Here is an 18,774-nt window from a genome sequence, read left to right on the forward strand (position 1 = left end):
ATTATTTGTGCAAGCCGGCAATGCACGGCGAAACAAACAGCTCTCCTTTATAGGCGCCCTGCACCGTGCGCTTGGCCACGATCAACCACATCACGGCCAGGGCCGCCACCAACACGCCGCCCATCACACTGAAGACCCCCAGGTGCAGGGTGCTACCCAACTTGAGGGTCGCCAGCGAATACACCCCCAAGGGGAATGTGAACCCCCACCAGCCAAGGTTGAAGGGGATGCCCTCACGCAGATAGCGCCGGGTGATCAGCAAGGCCATCAACATCCACCACAGACCGAAGCCCCAGAGGGTCAGGCCGGCCACCAACCCCAGGCCAGCGGCGATTTCGCCAATGCCCGCAAGGTTATTGGCGGCGAAGATCGCCGGTGCATCGCCACCCAGTACCAGCATGCCCAATGCACCGGTACCGATCGGCCCCAGGGCCAGCCAGCTCGAAGCCGCCATGCTTTCATGGGGCAATTTGTGCAAGGCCATGCGCAGCAGGAGAATCGTCAGGATGCTGAACGCCACAGGCAGCGAAAACGCCCACAACACGTAGCTGGTACTGAGCATCACCAACTGGGCATGGGCATCTTGCAAGTGAGGGGCCAGCAGGCCGCCGCTGGCCGCGGCCACTTCGGCAGCGACCACTGGCAACAGCCAGACAGCGGTCATCTGGTCGATGCTGTGTTCCTGGCGGGTAAACATCATGTAGGGAATCAACACACCGCAGGCCAGGGACATGGCCACATCCAGCCACCACAGCACCTGCGCCGGCATCAGCACCGCCTCACCCCAATGAGGCAAGCCAAACAGCAACAGGCCGTTGATGATAGTGGTCAGCCCCATGGGGATGGTGCCGAAGAACATCGAGACGGTGGAATGCCCGAAGATCCGTCGCGCCTCATCGAAGAACATCACCCAGCGCGCGGTGTACAGCGCGGTAAACAGCAGGAACAGAACGATGGTCAGCCACCAGAACCCTTCGGCCACCAAGCGCAGCCCAGGAACTTCGGCAGGCCATTGGGCCAACGCCAGGGCCAGGACGCCAGTCCCCATGGTGGCGGCGAACCAATTGGGCGTGAACTGGCGAATAGCTTCGCGCGGATGGGGTAGATGACTCAGGGGCCGGCGGCCGGCTTTGACGCTTTGGGTGCATGGCATGTTAGGGGTCTCCTGTCCTCTGAAGAGGTTGGAGCCCATGGTAGAACCTAATCGAATATCTATATAACGGGTAATTTCTCTATCTGTTATCTATTTTATAGATATACGCTCAAATACTGCCCTCACACTCGATGACCAGCACCCGGGCGACACCCAGGGGATGGGCCACATGCTCGGTCCCCATAGAGGCATGGAAGATATCGCCCACCTCAAGCAACACTGCCTGTTCGAGCCCCGCGTGGCGATAGTGCATGCGCACCCGACCGCTCAACACGACGAACACCTCTTCCCCCTCGTTGATGTGCCATCGATAAGGCTGGTCGGTCCAGTGCAAGCGCGTGCCAATGCCATTCATGCTGGCAATATCCAGGGCCGCCCAGGCGCGCTCGCCGACAAAGTCGGCACTGCGAATGACCTTCATGAGCGCCCCCGCGTGCAGGCGTCGGAACACTGTCCGGGGCAATGCAAAAAGGCAACGGTCCAGGCCACGGCGGGCTCCTTGAGTACGGGAAACGAAGCCCCATCCTGAGCGGCCGAGCCCTGATAAAGAAGTGGCCCGATGGCCACGCTTCGATAGAATCAGGCCAACTTTTCCAAACGCCTACGACATGAACAATCCAATCCGCATCGCGGTGATCGCCTTCGATGGCATCAGCCCATTTCACCTCTCGGTACCGCTGCTGGTGTTCGATGAACAGGACCGGGGACTCGGGCTGCCAGGTTTCCAGGTGCGCGTCTGTGCGTTTGAAAACCCGCCGCTGCGCACTTCGGCCGGTTTCGATATCACCGCCCATCATGATTTGGACGAACTGCACACGGCCGACGTGATTGTCATGCCCTCCTGGCGCGATAGCCTTGAGCGACCACCACAGGTGTTGCTCGACGCCCTGCTCCAGGCCCATCGACGAGGAGCCCGCCTGGTGGGGTTGTGCCTGGGGGCCTTCGTCCTGGCGGAGACCGGACTGCTGGACGGTCACCCGGCAACCACTCACTGGCGCTGGGCGCAGACCTTTGCTGAAAGATTCCCCCAGGTCGCCCTGGATGCCGATGTGCTGTATGCCGAAGCCGGCAACCTGCTGACGTCCGCTGGTACCGTCGCCGGCCTGGACTGCTGCCTCCATCTGCTGGAGCAACTGTGCGGCGCACAAAACACCCACAAGCTGGCCAGGCACTTGGTGATTGCCCCGCATCGCTCCGGTGGCCAGGCCCAGTTCATCGAACGCGCCATGCCCAAGGGCGGCGAGCGGGACCGCATGGGACTGCTACTGCAATGGCTGGAACGGCACTTTACCGAAGATCACTCGCTGGATGCCCTGGCAGAACGGGCTGCCATGAGCCGCCGTTCGTTTACCCGGCACTTTCGCCAACTGACGGGCACCACTGTCGGCCAGTGGTTGATCAGGCAACGCCTGAATCATGCCCAGCGCCTGCTGGAAACCAGCCAGCAGAGTATCGAGGCCATCGCCCTGGCTTCGGGTTTTGCCAGCGCCCTGTCGATGCGCCAGCACTTCACCGGTGTCTTGCTGCTTTCTCCTTCGGCCTACCGGGCGCAATTCCGCCGTCCGTGAAGTGCCCGGTTCAAAGCCCCGGTTCACCAGCCACCACCGGACGCTGGCGCATCAGGGCCAGCAGGGCGCCCAGGGACAGGAGAATCAGCACTGCACCATAACCATCGGTGGTAGCCACCAGGCCGAAGTTGCGAGCCAATCCTCCAGCCAGCAATGCCGGCAGGCAGAACGCCAGGTAGCTCAGGACATAGAACGCCGACAACAGCCCGGCCCGCTCGTGGGGCAAGGCCAGGGGCACCACACTGCGCAACGCCCCCAGGAAACCGCCACCGAAACCGCTGCCCAGCACCAGGGTGCCGAAGAAGAACAGCAGCAGGCTGGCACTGTGCACCGCAGCCAGGATCAGCGCCACGCCCAGGGCCAACAATCCGGCCCCCAGGCGCAGGACCCCGTCGGGCCGCCGCTCGCGCAGGGAATAGATCATCACTGCTCCGCTGAGCGTCAGCACAGCGACCAAGCCGCCGCCGATCAGGTTCGAGGTGAAGCCAGTGGCAGCCCGTACCAGGGACGGCGCCAGGGATAGATAGAAACCACCCACTGCCCAGACCGCCACATCCACCGGCAGTGCCAGCCATAGCGCACGCCGTGCCTGCACAGGCACATGCAGGGTCGGACGCAACGAGGCCCAGGCCCCCGGTTGCGCACTGACACTTTCCGGCAGGCGCCAGATATACAAGGCCTGGAGCACGAACAAACCGAGCAGCAGCCAATAACTCAATTGCAGCGGCAATGGCGCGAACTCCACCAGCAAACTGGCCCCCATGGCCCCGCAGGCCATGCCCAGTAGCGGTGCGATGCTGTTGACCAGCGGCCCCTGCTCTCGATCGGTATCCAGCAGCGCGGCCCCCAGGGCACTGGTGGCCATGCCGGTCGCGAAGCCTTGGACCATGCGGGCAGCGATCAGCCAGTGCACGCTGCTTTCATTGATAAACAGCAGCATGGCCAGGATATTGAGCAACAGGCCGGTAAAAATCACCGGGCGACGTCCCAGGTAATCCGACAACGAACCGACCGTCAGCAACGCTGCCAGCAGGCACATGGCGTAGACGCCGAACACCAGCGTCAGCATCGCCGCAGAAAAATGCAGATTTTGCTGGTACAGGTGGTACAAGGGGGTCGGCACGCTGGAGGCGGCCAGGAAACCGAGCAAAGTCACAGCCAGGAACAGCAGGCTGCAACGGTTGGACACGCGAGTGTCGATAGCACCAGGCATAGGGCACGCTCCACTAAAGCTAATATTTTGCTTTTGCGGAGTGTGCTACTGCCAGGCGCTTAAAGCAAATTCTTTGTGTTAAGGTTCGACCCCATGGCTATTAAAGAAGGTTTACGCCCAGGCGGTCGCAGCGCCCGGGTCCAGGAATCCATCCATCGAGCAGTGCGCGAGCTTCTTGAAGAACAGGAACGCTCAACCCTGACCGTCCCGCTGATCGCCACTCGCGCCGGCGTCACCCCCTCGACCATCTACCGGCGCTGGGGCGACCTGGCGACCTTGCTCGCCGACGTCGCCCTGGCTCACATGCGCCCGGACAGCGAACCGGCCAACACCGGCAACCTGCGCGGCGACCTGCTGGCCTGGGCCGAACAATACCTGGACGAGATGAGCTCCGAGCCCGGGCGCAACATGATGCGTGACGTCCAATGCAGCGCCACCCCAGGTTATTGCGCGACCATCCTCAGTGGCCAGTTGCGGATCATCCTCGACCGTTATCGGAGCAGCACCACCCCTTGCCGGACGTGGACCGACTGCTGAACCTGGTCGTGGCGCCCACGGTGTTTCGCATCCTGTTCGCCGCCGCCCCCCTCAAGGTCGAGGAACTCCACGAACTGGTCGACATCGCCCTGCTACCGGCGCCCGAGCCCCACTCCCGGACAAACTGAAGCGCCCCTGCGACATCAGGCCGCGCCGATACCATGGTCGACACTGACGAGGACCCGACATCGTGCCAGACTGTCTGGCCGGGATGATGTGCCCGGTGTTTTCGTTCCGGAGTTCCCATGTCGTTGTCCAGCGGGCTGATTGCCGCCGTTGCCCTGGCCTATATGGCCATCATGTTCGCCATCGCCTTCTATGGCGATCGGCGCAGTGCGCCCCTTCCACCACGCGTACGGGCCTGGGTATATAGCCTTTCACTGGCGGTCTATTGCACCAGCTGGACCTTCTTTGGCGCCGTGGGCCAGGCCACCGAGCAACTCTGGGCCTTCCTGCCGATCTACCTGGGGCCGATCCTGCTGCTGGTCTTCGCACCCTGGGTGCTGCAGAAGATGGTGATGATCAGCAAGCAGGAGAACATCACCTCGATCGCCGACTTCATCGCCGCACGCTATGGCAAATCCCAGTCCCTGGCGGTAGTTGTGGCGCTGATCTGCCTGGTGGGCGTACTGCCCTACATCGCCCTGCAGCTCAAGGGCATCGTGCTCGGGGTCAACCTGCTGATCGGCGCGGGAGCCGACACCATGGGCACGCGGGCCCAGGACACGGCGCTGATCGTGTCGCTGATCCTGGCCCTGTTCACTATCGTCTTCGGCACCCGCAACCTGGACGCCACCGAACACCACCGGGGCATGGTGCTGGCGATTGCCTTCGAGTCCCTGGTCAAGCTGTTCGCCTTCCTCGCCGTTGGGGTCTTCGTGACCTTCGGCCTGTACGACGGCTTCGACGACCTGTTCAACCAGGCCATGCTGGCGCCGCGCCTGGAGCAGTACTGGGAAGAAACCATCAACTGGCCATCGATGGTGGTGCAGACCGGGGTGGCGATGATGGCGATCATCTGCCTGCCCCGCCAGTTCCACGTCACCGTGGTGGAAAACATCGAACCCCAGGACCTGCGCCTGGCCAAGTGGGTGTTCCCGGCCTATCTGGCCCTGGCTGCGCTGTTCGTGGTGCCCATCGCCCTGGCCGGGCAGATGCTCCTGCCCAGCAGCGTGCTGCCGGACTCCTTCGTCATCAGCCTGCCCCTGGCCCAGGCCCATCCAGCCCTGGCCCTGCTGGCCTTCATCGGTGGTGCATCAGCCGCCACCGGCATGGTGATCGTCGCCAGCGTGGCGCTCTCGACCATGGTCTCCAATGACATGCTGCTGCCCTGGCTGCTGCGGCACAAGAACGCCGAACGCCCTTTCGAGGTGTTCCGCCACTGGATGCTCTCGGTGCGCCGGGTGAGCATCGTCGCCATTCTGCTGCTGGCTTATGTCAGCTATCGCTTGCTCGGCTCCACTGCCAGCCTGGCCACCATCGGCCAGATCGCCTTCGCCGCGGTGACCCAGCTGGCGCCGGCCATGGTCGGCGCGCTGTACTGGAAACAGGCCAACCGTCGCGGTGTGTTCGCTGGCCTCGCCGCGGGTACCTTCATCTGGTTCTATACCCTGGTACTGCCCATCGCCGCCCATAGCCTGGGCTGGTCCCTGAGCAGCTTCCCGGGGCTGGCCTGGCTGCACGGCAACCCCCTGAACCTGCCGATCACGCCGCTGACCCAGGGCGTGGTGCTGTCCCTGGCAGGCAACTTCACCCTGTTCGCCTGGGTTTCGGTACTGTCGCGCACCCGGGTTTCGGAGCATTGGCAGGCTGGGCGCTTCATCGGCCAGGAAATCAGCAGCCGCCTGAGCTCTCGCTCGATGCTGGCCGTCCAGATCGATGACCTGCTGAAACTGGCCGCGCGTTTTGTCGGTGAGGAGCGCGCCCGACAGAGCTTCATTCGCTTCGCCTACCGCCAAGGCAAGGGCTTCAACCCCAACCAGAATGCCGACGGTGAGTGGATCGCCCATACCGAGCGCCTGCTGGCTGGTGTATTGGGCGCTTCTTCGACCCGGGCAGTGGTCAAGGCCGCCATCGAAGGGCGGGACATGCAGCTCGAGGACGTGGTGCGTATCGCCGACGAAGCCTCCGAGGTCCTGCAGTTCAACCGCGCCCTGCTGCAAGGGGCGATCGAGAACATCACCCAGGGCATCAGCGTGGTGGACCAGTCCCTGAAGCTGGTGGCCTGGAATCGTCGCTACCTCGAACTGTTCAATTATCCCGAAGGCCTGATCAGCGTCGGCCGGCCGATCGCCGACATCATTCGCCACAATGCCGAGCGAGGCCTGTGCGGGCCCGGCGAAGCGGAGGTCCATGTGGCCCGACGCCTGCACTGGATGCGCCAGGGACGGGCCCACACGTCGGAGCGACTGTTCCCCAACGGCCGGGTGATCGAACTGATCGGCAACCCAATGCCCGGTGGCGGCTTCGTCATGAGCTTCACCGACATCACCCCGTTTCGCGAAGCCGAGCAGGCCCTGACCGAAGCCAACGAAGGCCTGGAGCAAAGGGTGGCGGAGCGCACCCATGAGCTGTCGCAACTCAATGCCGCGCTGATCGAGGCCAAGGGCACCGCAGAGATGGCCAACCAGTCCAAGACACGATTCCTGGCTGCCGTCAGCCATGACCTGATGCAACCATTGAACGCCGCGCGGCTGTTTTCCGCAGCGCTTTCACATCAGGAAGACGGCTTGTCCGCCGAGGCCCAGCAATTGGTCCAGCACCTGGACAGCTCGCTGCGCTCGGCCGAGGACCTGATCAGCGACCTGCTGGATATCTCGCGCCTGGAAAACGGCAAGATCACCCCGGATCGCAAGCCTTTTGTCCTCAATGAGCTGTTCGACACCCTGGGCGCAGAATTCAAGGCACTGGCCCAGGAACAAGGGCTGCAATTCCGCCTGCGCGGCAGCCACCTGCGTATCGACAGCGACAGCAAGCTGCTGCGCCGGGTCCTGCAGAACTTCCTGACCAATGCCTTCCGCTACGCCAAGGGCCCCGTGCTCCTGGGGGCCCGTCGTCGGGGCGACTCGCTGAGCCTTGAGGTATGGGATCGGGGTCCGGGAATTCCCCTGGACAAGCAGCAGGTGATCTTCGAGGAATTCAAGCGCCTGGACAGCCACCAGACCCGCGCCGAAAAAGGCCTGGGCCTGGGCCTGGCCATCGCCGATGGCTTGTGCCGGGTACTTGGCCACCCCCTGCAAGTCCGCTCATGGCCTGGCAAGGGCAGCGTATTCAGCGTCAGCGTGCCCCTGGCCCGCAGCAACGCGATCGCCCCCGGAAAGGCCACGGAGTTCAACGGACAGTCGCTCAATGGAGGACAAGTACTCTGCGTGGATAATGAAGACAGCATCCTGATCGGCATGAACAGCCTGCTCAGCCGCTGGGGATGCCAGGTCTGGACGGCACGCAATCGCGACGAATGCGCCGCGCTACTCAAGGAAGGCATCAGGCCGCAACTGGCCCTGGTGGATTACCACCTGGACAACGGCGAGACCGGCACCGATGTCATGGCGTGGCTGCGTACCCAGTTGGGTGAGCCGGTGCCCGGGGTGGTGATCAGCGCCGACGGGCGCCCGGAGATGGTCGCCCAAGTACACGCCGCCGGCTTGGACTACCTGGCCAAACCGGTGAAACCAGCCGCATTGCGCGCCTTGCTCAGCCGGCATCTACCCCTGGGGTGAGGAGCGAGCTACTCCGGCCGCTCCAGCTCCTGCCCATCGACATCGGTCATCGCCCGCTCCAGCAAGTCCGCCGGCAGGCTCTTGCTGGCACGGGCGCCTAGCAGCTTGAGCTGCTCGCTACGACTGATCAGGTTGCCGCGCCCCTCGGTCAGTTTGTTACGCGCGGCGGCATAAGCCTTGTCCAACTGCTGCAGGCGATTGCCGACTTCATCCAGGTCCTGGATAAACAGTACGAACTTGTCATACAGCCAACCTGCTCGCTCGGCGATCTCCCGGGCATTCTGGCTCTGGCGCTCCTGCTTCCACAGGCTGTCGATCACCCGCAGGGTAGCGAGCAAGGTCGTCGGACTGACGATCACGATATGTCGGTCGAAGGCTTCCTGGAACAGGTTCGGCTCGGCTTGCAAGGCCGCGGAGAATGCCGCTTCGATCGGTACGAACAGCAGGACGAAATCAAGGCTGTGCAAACCCTCTAGACGCTTGTAATCCTTGCCGGCCAAGCCTTTGACATGATTGCGCAGGGACAGCACATGCTGCTTCAAGGCAGCCTGGGCAACCTGCGGATCATCGCTACCGACAAACTGCTGGTAGGCGGTGAGGCTGACCTTGGAGTCCACTACCACCTGCTTGTCGCCCGGCAACAGGATCAGTACATCGGGTTGGAAACGCTCGCCATCCGGGCCTTTCAGGCTGACCTGGGTCTGGTATTCACGGCCCTTCTCCAGGCCTGCGTGCTCCAGCACCCGCTCGAGAATCAGCTCGCCCCAGTTACCCTGGGTTTTCTGCCCCTTGAGGGCACGAGTCAGGTTGGTGGCCTCATCGCTCAAGCGCAGGTTCAACTGCTGCAGGCGCTCCAGCTCCTTGGCCAGGGAAAAGCGCTCCCGGGCCTCGGCCTGGTAACTCTCCTCCACGCGTTTTTCAAAGGACTGGATACGCTCCTTGAGCGGATCCAGCAATTGCCCAAGTCGCTGTTGGCTGGTCTCGGCAAAACGCTGCTCGCGCTCATCGAAGATCTTGCCCGCCAATTCGGCGAATTGTGCCCGTAGTTCATCCCGGGAGCCTTGCAGGTCCATGAGCCGCTGCTGGTGGCTTTCCTGCTGCTCACGCAACTCGGCGCTCAATGACGCGGCCTGGGCATCCAGGCGCCGCAACTCACTCTCCTTGGCCGCACGCTCCAGGCTCCAGGCATGGGCTGCGTCCCGGGCGTTGTCACGCTCGATCTGCAACAACTCGACTTCCCGTCCCAGGGCGGCCATCTCTGCCTGCTTGAGGCCATTGGCCTGGCTCAGGTCGCTGACCTCATCACGACTGGCGTCCAGTTGCGCCAGCAGCCCTTCCTGGGCCATCTGGGCCGTCGCCAGCCGCTCCTCCAGGAGCGCCAGCTCAGCCTGGCTGGAACTGGCGCGACGCTGCAGTTGCCAGGCCAATGCCAGCAGCGGCAACGCGGCGCCCGCCAGGCCTAGCAGCATGCTGGTCAAGTCCATAGCCATAGCGACTCCTGCCATCAAGATAAGGAATGAAGGTTAACCAAGCAGTCAGGGGTTGGACAGATCAGTCTTCGATCCGAACCAGCTCTTGTTGAGCACGACGGTCACCAGCGCGAGCCGCCTGGCGCAACAGGTCGTGGCCGATACGCCGATCCCGCGCATTGCCACATTCGCTACACATCAACCGACCCAAACGGCTCTGGGCCACCACCACCCCTTCCCGGGCCGGCTGCTTGAGCAAACGTCCGGCGAAGTGCTTGACGCTCGAGCTATGCCCAAGGCGAGGACTATCCAACAACCACAGGGCGACACGCAGGGAGAAACGCTTGGGTTCGGTAACACTTGCAGGGGTAGCGGTAACAGAAGGTGATACTGAGCGAAACTTCATAAAGCACTGTGGGGCAGATCGAAAGGCGCGCCACTCTACTCCTTTTTTCGCCAGGGTAAAGTCAAAAAGAGCCAGCACGCCCGTCCTAGAGCAAGTGCTTGGGACAATCCACAGAAGCTGTGGATAACTCAGTGGACAACCCCTCCACAACCCTCGCGAAGCCCCATGAGACGGGCCTTCCAGTCAAACTGACGATTTTTTCACCAGTAAAAAAAAGCGATGTTTATCATTGACTTAAATTCTCGAGACAGGCTATAGGCCATGCTTCGAAGAAGGTGACAACAGGGTGACACGCTGCGCAACAAGTGTGCACAACCGCACCGCAATTAGCGTCGGTAACGCACCGTTTTCGTACACGCCAGAGCCAGTAGGGTTACACTTTCGCGCTAGACCTTGGGGGAATTTTCCTAATGCGCTTGCATTGTTTCCCTCAACTCAATAGAATGGCCGCCGTTAGTACCAAGCTGAAAGTCAATTCTGGTCGAACAAGTCCCCCGGTAGCCCTCCAAAACGAGCAGCAACCGAACCTCAAGGACCGACCATCTCGCTGGTTTCCAGGCAGATTCGCACCTAACCAGGCTCAGGAATAAAACCCAAGGCCAAGCGCGAAACACCTGCTCTGACCGAACCAACCTGCAAATTGATCAGGATCTCCACCCTGGGCCCAGAACCTTAGCCCTTGTTGTGCTGCCTGACCTCCTAAGTACCTACCTGCCAGCCTTAGCGCAACTGTAATCAAAGCGCTGCAAACTGGCTGCTTTGTTCCAGACAGGTTCTTCGCTCGACCCTTGGCGGTCGGCGTTACTGGAACGTTTTAACGTTGCACGGTTCTATAACCGTGTCATTTGTAGGAACACCTAATAATATGTCTATTCAAATCCAGACTCAGGATGCCATTCGCACCCTAACCCACGCTTTTGCACCATTGAACTGCCTGATCATGGCAACCCGCAAAGGCGGCTTTAGTTTTACCCTGGTCAACGAACACGGCATCGCTCGCCACAGCGAACGCCTGTACCCCGACCAGTACTCCAGCGCCGAGCCACTGCAAGCAGTGATCGAACGCACCCGCCAGGCCCTGGTCGCCTGATCCGGCAGTACGCCGAAACCCAAAAGCCCCGCCCTGCTGCGGGGTTTTTTATTGCCTGTGATTTATCGGTCGGCTGCAGCGATCAAAGTACTAATCGGCATAAGGCATATAACAAGAGAACGGAAATATTTTAAAAACAGTCCTTTACAGCACAGATATGACACTACACTTCAACTCAAGCGGCCCGATCCGCTTCCGGCAAACCTGATCCCCTTCATTCGCTGCCAAGCACCTTCAGGTTTCGCCGGCCAATTCAATTCTCGAGGGCCTTATGGGTATCGCCGCCAGCGAGTTGTGCCGCTATGTCATCCGCCCGACGCTGATGTACCTGGGTAGCCATAGCAAGACTGCTGAAGCCCTGTTATTGGGCATCGCCGCCAGCCAGTCCGCGCTGGGCTCGGCCCTGCACGATCGTCGCGGCCATGGCCTGTATCGCATCACCGAACCCCGCCATCGTGCCCTCTGGGACCACTACCTGGCACTGGACCCGGAACGCGCCAGCCTGGTTCGCGGGCTGGCCAGCCAGCATGCATTTCTCAGTGGCCCTCACATGGAACTGACCGTGAACCTGCGCTATGCCACGGCCATTGCCTGGCTGCTGGTGGAAGAACAGCACACCCCGCTTCCCGCTGCCGACGACCTGCTCGGTATGGCCCGTATCTGGAGAAAGACTTTTCAACCACAAGGACGCCTCAGAGATTTCGCCTACGCCTGGCAAACCTGCATTTCGCCACTGAATCAGGTCGCCTGCTGACAACCACTTTTACAAGATCAGAGAAAAAGCCTGATTTTGGTCGGATTGTCCTACAAAAACGCTCTAAATCAACTATTTCAGCCTATAGCGCCGAGACAGAAATATTGGTAGTTTTCGCCTCGGTGATCATCAGGAGTTCTAATAATGAAAAAAGTAATGCTCAAATCCACCATTGGCCTCGCCGTTGCGGTGGCATCCAGCCAGATCTTCGCAAGCGGCTTCGCCCTTAACGAACAAAGCATCAGCGGCATGGGTACCGGCTTCGCTGGCCGCTCTTCCGCTGCCGAAGATGCAAGCACCCTCTATGGCAACCCTGCCGGCATGTCCCTGCTCAAGCGCGACCAAGTAACCGTGGGCGTAGCGGCAATCGATGCCAAAACCAATATCAAGAACGAGAAAGGTGGCGCTCCTGGCGGCTCCAACGATGGCGACATGGTGCCATTTACCAGCGTCCCAATGGGCTTCATCGTCAAGCAACTGGGTGATGGCTGGGCCTTTGGTCTGGGTGCCTATGCACCTTTCGGTCTGATCACTAACTATGAAAGCGACTTTGCCGGTCGCTATTACGGCAAGAAGAGCGAAGTCAAGGTCGTGACCCTGCAACCGACCATCAGCTACGCCTTCAACGACATGGTATCCATCGGTTTCGGCCCAACGATCAACCGTATCAGTGGCCAGCTGACTTCGGCAGTACCATTTGCCCCGACCCTCGGAAAAAACGACGGAAGGGTGAACGTCAAGGGTGATGACACCGCCATTGGTTACAACGTCGGTATCATTGTCCAGCCGACCGAAAGCACTCGCCTCGGCCTGACCTACCACTCCAAGGTCAAGTACGAGCTCGACGGCCATACCAATATCTCCGGCATAGGCTTCGGTGCATACAACGGCAACCGCTACAAGGCCTCCCTGGATATCACTACTCCAGAAATCGTCGACTTCTCGATCACCCAGAAGCTGGACGACCAATGGACCGTCTACGCAGGTAGCACCTGGACCCGCTGGAGCCGCCTGAAAGACATCACCGTCAATAACGAAGGCGTTCCAGCGCGACTGGGCGGTACCGCCGGCCCTATCGGCACCAGTGTCGAGCAACAGAACTGGCATGACACCTGGGCCTCGGCCATCGGTGTCTCCTACAAGCTGAACAAAGAGTGGGTACTGCGCAGCGGCCTGTCGGTCGACCAGGCACCAACCAACAACACCGATCGCTCCGTACGTATCCCGACAGGCGATCGCAAGGCCATCAGCTTCGGTGCCGGGTACAGCCCAACCGACGACCTGACCTTCGACGTGGCGGTGTCTTACCTGAAAGAAGAAGACGTCAAGGTCAACCGTACTGGCAAAGGCCCTGCTTATAGCGCGACCTACCAGAACAGCGCCTGGGGCTATGGCCTGGGTGCCACCTACAAGTTCTAAACCGTTGTAGGCGCTTCCTGGTTTGACAAAAAAACCCCGCAAATGCGGGGTTTTTTCATGGTCAGGCAGGACCGTCAGGACCCCGACGCCAGCGCCTTCTCCACGGCCTCGATGAATTCCGGGTTATCCGGCTTGGTCAGGCTGGAGAAATTGGCAATCACCTTGCCCTGGCGATCCACCACATACTTGTAGAAGTTCCACTTCGGCGTACCACTCTGCTCGGCCAGCGCCTTGAACAGGTGCACCGCATCTGCGCCCCTGACCTTCTGCGGCTCGGTCATGGTGAACGTCACACCATAGTTGACATAGCAAACCTTGGCGGTCTGCGCCCCATCCTTGGCTTCCTGCTTGAAGTCATTGGACGGTACCCCCAGCACTTCCAGCCCTTGGTCCTTGTATCGCTGGTACAAGGCCTCAAGGCCCTTGAACTGCGGGGCGAAGCCGCAAAAGCTTGCCGTGTTGACCACCACCAGCGGCTTGCCGGCAAAGCGCTGGCACAGATCGATGGACTCCTTGGCATGCAGCTTGGGCAACGACCCCTGCAGCAGTGCAGGGCAATCAGCGGCCCAGGTCGAACCGACGAGAGTCACGAGCAAAGCTGGAACAGCAAACCAGCGCATGGCCATATCCGGTGTCCTTGAGTAAGCGCAAGACACTGAAGTTACTCGCCCCTGCACACGCCTAGCAAGCGCCCATGCCCAACTGCATCAACGCCAACCCACCGCGGTGCCAACCCCACCAGGCCAGCAACAGCAGGACGGTCCCCACTCCCAGACCGATGCCCCAAGCGAGCCAGGGCCTCATGCGGCGCAGGCCTGCAAGCGCGCCACGGGACACTCACGCACCGGCCAATTGAGGACAGCAGCCAACAGGCTGAGCAAAACCGCCACCTGCCAGATCAGGTCGTAACTGCCTGTGCGGTCATACACCACGCCTCCCAGCCAGCCCCCCAGGAAAGAACCCAATTGGTGGAACAGGAACACGATACCGCCAAGCATCGACAGGTTCCTGACCCCAAACAAGGTGGCCACCGTCCCGTTGGTCAAGGGCACGGTCGATAGCCAGAGAAACCCCATGGCCATGCCGAACAGGTAGGCACTGGTCTGGGTCACCGGCAGCCACAGGAACAACACGATCACCACCGCCCGCAGCAGATAGAGGGCCGTGAGCAGGCGCGGCTTGGAAATCCGCCCCCCGAGCCAACCTGCGGTATAGGTCCCGAAGATGTTGAACAGGCCGATCAAGGCCAGCACCGTGGTACCTACCGTCGCTGGCAGGTGCTGGTCCACCAGGTAGGCCGGAAGATGCACACCGATAAACACCACTTGGAAGCCGCAGACGAAAAAGCCGAACGCCAGCAACCAGAACCCGGAATGAGAGCACGCCTCGCGCAGGGCTTCTGCCAAGGTTTGCTCGTGCCCTAGCACCGGTAGCGGTTTGTCCTTGAGCATGCTCACCAAGGGCACGATCAACGCAACCAGCAAGCCCAGCACCAACAATGCACTGGACCAGCCCAGCCAGCCGATCAGGCCGAGGGTTCCGGGCAACATGGCGAACTGTCCGAAAGAGCCTGCGGCACTGGCGAGCCCCATGCCCATGCTGCGCTTCTCTGGCGGCAACGCCCGACCAACCACACCAAGAATCACCGAGAACGACGTACCGGACAGGCCGATACCGATCAACAACCCGGCACTCAGGGACAGCGACAGGGGGGAATCCGCCAACCCCATGAACAGCAACCCAACGGCATACAGCACACCACCGATGAGCACCACCTTCGCTGCCCCGAAACGGTCGGCCAGCGCTCCGGTGAAAGGCTGGGCCAGGCCCCAGACCAGGTTCTGCAAGGCGATGGCAAACGCGAAGACTTCACGCCCCCAGCCGAATTGCGCACTCATGGGTGGCAGGAACAGGCCGAAGCCATGCCTGATACCCAGCGATAAAGCCAGAATCAGTGCACTGCCAAGAAGTACCCAACTGCTGGTACGCCACGTCGATGACATTTTTATTCTCCGTTACGGGTAGCTACCCGCTTATATTCGAACGAACCCTCATCAAGCCAGTTCGTTCAGCAAGGCCAACAGGGTTTCACGCTTCTGCGCCCCCAGGCGATCGATCAGTCGCTGCTGGGCAGCCTCCCAGGCCGGCAGGGCCGCGGCCAGCCGCTCACGCCCGGCCTCGGTGAGTTGCACCAGGCGGTTGCGTTGGTCGTCACCCTCCATCAAGCGCACCAAGCCAGCAGCCTCCAGGACCCGCACGTTGCGCCCTAGCGTACTGCGATCCAGCCCCATGGCTTCAGCCAGGCTGGAAATGCTCGGCTGGTCCAGGCGCAGCAGATTATTCAGCAAGGAATACTGGGCGACGTTGATCCCGAAGCCATCGAGGGCTCCGTCATAGAACCTGCTGACGCCACGGGCGGCGCGCCGCAGGTTGGTGCACAAACATTGAGAGGGAAGCATGATGCGTGTATATACCCGCGACTGATCCAAGGCAATAATTTTCAATAAAAATACCGCAGCGCACTGTGGTTCAAAACAGCGCCACGCTCAGCAAAACCACCATTTCCAACAGCTCCAGCAAGGCCCCGGCGGTATCTCCAGTAGTCCCCCCAAGCCGCCGCAGCATCAGATGGCGCAACCAGCAGAACGCCGCGAAAGCCATGAGCAGGGCCCACAGCCCGCTATAACCCCCTAGCAGCAGGCAGGCCAGCACGCTCAAGCCCATCACCTGCCGCCCAGCCAAACGCGGCAAATGATCAGCCAGGGCCTGCCCCAGGCCACCGGCACGCACATAAGGCGTGCATAAGAACAGCCCAAGCAGGGCGCTACGCCCGATCAGCGGTGCCAGCAGCAGGGCAAAGCCCTGCTGTCGTTCGATCAGGACCACCAGGGCAGTGAACTTGAGCAACAGCACCAGTACCAGGGTCACTACGGCAATCGGCCCGCTGCGAGGGTCCTTCATGATGCTCAGGGTACGCTCGCGATCACCAAAACCACCCAGCCAGGCATCGGCACTGTCCGCCAACCCGTCCAGATGCAAGCCACCACTGAGCAAGACCCAGGCCGCCAGGAGCAGGGCCGCCTGCAGCAATACCGGAACCCCACCGAGCACGGCACTCAACGCCCATAGCAAGATCCCGAAGAGCAACCCCACCAGCGGATAGCACAACAGGGAGCGCCCCAGCTCCTTAGGCTGCGGCATGCCTGGCAGGCGGATCGGCAGGCTGCTGAGGAACTGCAAGGCAATCCAGAACGGCAGCATCTCAGCCCTCCTCGCTCAAACAGCCGGCCGCCATCACCTTCAGGCTGAAAAAGGCGCCATGGCTCACTTCGACATTCAACAGCTGTTCACGAGGTAGCCCGCGCGCCCTCGCCAACAGCAGGCGCATCACGCCGCCATGGCTGACCAGCAGTACACGTCGACCGGCGTGAGCCAGGTGAAGGCGGTCGATCGCCGCCAGCACCCGCTGCGAGAAACGCTCCACCGGCTCACCTTCAGGCGGGGTGAAAGCATAGGGATCGGACCAGAAGCGCCCCAGCGCCTCGGCATCGGCCTGCATCAGGGATGCCGCACTGCGCCCCTCCCAGGCACCAAAATGCAGCTCTTGCAGGTCCGGCTCCAGGACCAGCGGCAATTGCAGACGCTCGGTCAATTGCTCGGCAAACCGAGCACAACGCTGTAAAGGCGAACTGACCACCAAATCCCATTCACCGCGCCCCTGGACTCCATCGTGCATCTGCTGCCAGCCATGGCTGGTCAGCGCATCGTCCAGGCTGCCACGCAAGCCCCCCCCCGACTCGGTCTCGCCGTGGCGCAACAGATCCAGGTGCAGGATCATGCCGGGCGGTCTGCCACGGCAGCCTCGGCAAAGGTCGCCATCTGCCCATGCAGGTCGCAAGCCAGGCGCAACAAAGGTACCGCCAGTGCAGCACCACTGCCCTCGCCCAGGCGCAGCCCCAGGTCCAGCAAGGGGTCGGCCTCCAGGACCTGCAACACATGGCGATGCCCCGGCTCGGCGCCCTGATGGGCGAACAGCAACCAGGGTCGGCAGGCCGGATTCAGGCGCACAGCCACCAACGCGGCAACGCTGCAGATAAAACCATCCACCAGCACCGCGATACCCTCCTGGGCGCAAGCCAGATAGGCCCCCGCCAACGCCGCGATTTCAAAGCCGCCCAGGCTGAACAATGCGTACAAGGGGTCGTTGCAAGCCTGCGGATGCAGCGCCAGGGCACGCTCGATGACCTGGGCCTTATGGCTGACCCCAGCGGCGTTCAAGCCAGTACCGGGACCAGCCAGTTGCGCAGCCGGAATGCCCAGCAAGGCGCAGGCGATGGCGCTGGCGGCCGTGGTGTTGCCAATGCCCATTTCCCCACCAATGAACAACTGGGCGCCCTGTTCGCGAGCACGCAGCGCGCTGTCGCGACCAGCCTGCAGTGCCTGCTCGCCCTGGGCAGGAGTCATGGCCGGGCCCATGAGGAAGTTCGCCGTACCCGGCCCCAGGTTCAGGTGACGCACCCCGGCCAGCTCCAGGCTGGGATTAATAGTCCCGAGGTCCACCACTTCCAGCTGCGCCCTCAATTGACGGGCCAGCACACTGATAGCCGCGCCGCCACTGACAAAGTTCAGCAGCATCTGCCCGGTGACTTCCTGCGGATAGGCAGAAACACCCTCGGCCACCACCCCGTGATCACCGGCGAAAATCGCAATCCACAGCTGCTCGAGGCTCGGCTTGAGCTGCCCCTGCAGCCCCGCCAGGCGTACAGCCAGTGGCTCCAGTTGGCCCAGCGAGCCGGCCGGCTTGGTCAGTTGCTGCTGACGCGCCAGCGCCTGCTCGACCACTTGGGCATCGATCGCTTTGCACGGATTCTGCCACCAGGAATTACTCATAACGCGGGTCCTTTCAAAGTCAGGGGCAGGCCGGCGACAGTCAGCACCACACGCTGACAACGCTCGGCCAGAGCTTGATGCAGCCAACCGGCTTCATCCACGTAGCGGCGAGTCAACTCGCCCAGCGGCACGACACCCATCCCGGTCTCGTTGCTGACAAAAATGATGCTGCCCGGCAGTGTCGCCACGCATTGCAGCAGGGCGTCGCGCTCGGCGACCAGGCGTGCCTGGTCTTCGAGCATCAGCAGGTTGGTCAGCCACAGGGTCAGGCAATCCACCAACAGGCAATGCCCTTCGGCAGCGGCCTGCTGCAGCACCCGAGCCAATTCCAGCGGCTCCTCGATCAGCCCCCAATGTGCCGGACGCCGCTCGCGGTGATGGACGATGCGCTGATTCATCTCGCCATCCAGTGGCTGGCTGGTGGCGATGTAAGTCACCGCCAGGGCGCTGTCACCGGCCAGCTTTTCAGCCAGGCGACTCTTGCCGGAGCGGGCACCGCCGAGGATCAGTTGCAACATGCTTGGGCACCTTTGAAGAGAAAACGGAACATGGGCGC

17 protein-coding genes and 1 pseudogene are annotated in these 18,774 nt (G+C 61.7%); 6 read left to right on the top strand and 12 right to left on the bottom strand.

The annotated features are described in order from the left end of the window. Window position 1 precedes the first annotated feature (1 nt). Together I9018_RS23115 and I9018_RS23120 are read right to left on the bottom strand one after the other, a co-directional pair. The gene (locus I9018_RS23115) at window positions 2-1,153 is read right to left on the bottom strand and encodes a TDT family transporter (RefSeq protein WP_241107594.1); all 1,152 of its coding nucleotides are present in this window, start codon (window positions 1,151-1,153) and stop codon (window positions 2-4) included. Between the two features lie 109 nt (window positions 1,154-1,262). Continuing rightward, window positions 1,263-1,574 (bottom strand): cupin, encoded by a 312-nt coding sequence (locus tag I9018_RS23120; RefSeq protein ID WP_241107595.1) that lies wholly within the window; start codon window positions 1,572-1,574, stop codon window positions 1,263-1,265. Window positions 1,575-1,761: 187 nt separating this feature from the next. Between I9018_RS23120 and I9018_RS23125 the strand changes: the two genes are divergently transcribed. Beyond that, window positions 1,762-2,721 (top strand): helix-turn-helix domain-containing protein, encoded by a 960-nt coding sequence (locus I9018_RS23125; protein ID WP_068587445.1) that lies wholly within the window; start codon window positions 1,762-1,764, stop codon window positions 2,719-2,721. A 10-nt stretch (window positions 2,722-2,731) separates the two neighbouring features. Here I9018_RS23125 and I9018_RS23130 read toward each other — a convergent pair whose 3' ends face one another. After that, window positions 2,732-3,934 carry an MFS transporter gene (locus I9018_RS23130; RefSeq protein WP_124348291.1) on the bottom strand — a complete coding sequence of 401 codons (1,203 nt, stop codon included), beginning with the start codon at window positions 3,932-3,934 and terminating at the stop codon, window positions 2,732-2,734. A gap of 93 nt (window positions 3,935-4,027) precedes the next feature. Between I9018_RS23130 and I9018_RS23135 the strand changes: the two are divergent. Both I9018_RS23135 and I9018_RS23140 read left to right on the top strand, forming a co-directional pair. Further along, window positions 4,028-4,599 (top strand): annotated as a pseudogene (locus I9018_RS23135) (TetR/AcrR family transcriptional regulator). Window positions 4,600-4,716: 117 nt separating this feature from the next. Further along, the gene (locus tag I9018_RS23140) at window positions 4,717-8,190 is read left to right on the top strand and encodes a PAS domain-containing hybrid sensor histidine kinase/response regulator (RefSeq protein ID WP_241107596.1); all 3,474 of its coding nucleotides are present in this window, start codon (window positions 4,717-4,719) and stop codon (window positions 8,188-8,190) included. Window positions 8,191-8,198: 8 nt separating this feature from the next. On the opposite strand, the gene rmuC is transcribed toward I9018_RS23140, so the two are convergent. After that, window positions 8,199-9,536 carry a DNA recombination protein RmuC gene (rmuC, locus tag I9018_RS23145; RefSeq protein ID WP_241110191.1) on the bottom strand — a complete coding sequence of 446 codons (1,338 nt, stop codon included), beginning with the start codon at window positions 9,534-9,536 and terminating at the stop codon, window positions 8,199-8,201. Between the two features lie 205 nt (window positions 9,537-9,741). Then, a complete protein-coding gene (locus I9018_RS23150) occupies window positions 9,742-10,065 on the bottom strand; it encodes a hypothetical protein (protein ID WP_083236069.1) in 324 nt (107 codons plus the stop codon). 865 nt (window positions 10,066-10,930) lie between these two features. Between I9018_RS23150 and I9018_RS23155 the strand changes: the two genes are divergently transcribed. The 3 genes from I9018_RS23155 (at window position 10,931) to I9018_RS23165 (ending at window position 13,328) form a co-directional block, all read left to right on the top strand. Next, window positions 10,931-11,155 (top strand): hypothetical protein, encoded by a 225-nt coding sequence (locus I9018_RS23155; protein ID WP_068587457.1) that lies wholly within the window; start codon window positions 10,931-10,933, stop codon window positions 11,153-11,155. A gap of 271 nt (window positions 11,156-11,426) precedes the next feature. Further along, window positions 11,427-11,909 (top strand): hypothetical protein, encoded by a 483-nt coding sequence (locus I9018_RS23160; RefSeq protein ID WP_241107597.1) that lies wholly within the window; start codon window positions 11,427-11,429, stop codon window positions 11,907-11,909. A 144-nt stretch (window positions 11,910-12,053) separates the two neighbouring features. Next, a complete protein-coding gene (locus tag I9018_RS23165) occupies window positions 12,054-13,328 on the top strand; it encodes an outer membrane protein transport protein (protein ID WP_241107598.1) in 1,275 nt (424 codons plus the stop codon). 74 nt (window positions 13,329-13,402) lie between these two features. Here the strand turns inward: I9018_RS23165 and I9018_RS23170 are convergent, their stop codons facing one another. The 7 genes from I9018_RS23170 to cobU all read right to left on the bottom strand — a co-directional run bounded on the left by I9018_RS23170 (window position 13,403) and on the right by cobU (window position 18,736). After that, window positions 13,403-13,954, bottom strand: coding sequence for a glutathione peroxidase (locus I9018_RS23170; RefSeq protein ID WP_241107599.1), 552 nt, complete (start codon window positions 13,952-13,954; stop codon window positions 13,403-13,405). Between the two features lie 174 nt (window positions 13,955-14,128). After that, window positions 14,129-15,331 (bottom strand): MFS transporter, encoded by a 1,203-nt coding sequence (locus I9018_RS23175; protein WP_241107600.1) that lies wholly within the window; start codon window positions 15,329-15,331, stop codon window positions 14,129-14,131. 51 nt (window positions 15,332-15,382) lie between these two features. Continuing rightward, window positions 15,383-15,787 (bottom strand): MarR family transcriptional regulator, encoded by a 405-nt coding sequence (locus tag I9018_RS23180; protein ID WP_068587466.1) that lies wholly within the window; start codon window positions 15,785-15,787, stop codon window positions 15,383-15,385. Between the two features lie 70 nt (window positions 15,788-15,857). Beyond that, entirely contained in the window at window positions 15,858-16,589 is a 732-nt protein-coding gene (locus I9018_RS23185) for an adenosylcobinamide-GDP ribazoletransferase (RefSeq protein WP_241107601.1), read from the bottom strand. A gap of 1 nt (window position 16,590) precedes the next feature. After that, window positions 16,591-17,166, bottom strand: a complete 576-nt coding sequence (gene cobC, locus I9018_RS23190; RefSeq protein ID WP_241107602.1) for an alpha-ribazole phosphatase family protein — start codon at window positions 17,164-17,166, stop codon at window positions 16,591-16,593. Further along, window positions 17,163-18,218 (bottom strand): nicotinate-nucleotide--dimethylbenzimidazole phosphoribosyltransferase, encoded by a 1,056-nt coding sequence (cobT, locus tag I9018_RS23195; protein ID WP_068587472.1) that lies wholly within the window; start codon window positions 18,216-18,218, stop codon window positions 17,163-17,165. The genes cobC and cobT overlap by 4 nt, the downstream gene beginning before the upstream one ends. Next, the gene (cobU, locus tag I9018_RS23200) at window positions 18,215-18,736 is read right to left on the bottom strand and encodes a bifunctional adenosylcobinamide kinase/adenosylcobinamide-phosphate guanylyltransferase (protein WP_068587474.1); all 522 of its coding nucleotides are present in this window, start codon (window positions 18,734-18,736) and stop codon (window positions 18,215-18,217) included. The genes cobT and cobU overlap by 4 nt, the downstream gene beginning before the upstream one ends. Window positions 18,737-18,774: the final 38 nt, after the last annotated feature.

Origin of the sequence: Pseudomonas sp. MPFS, assembly GCF_022537035.1 — a bacterium.
In the GTDB taxonomy this organism is placed as follows: domain Bacteria; phylum Pseudomonadota; class Gammaproteobacteria; order Pseudomonadales; family Pseudomonadaceae; genus Aquipseudomonas; species Aquipseudomonas sessilinigenes.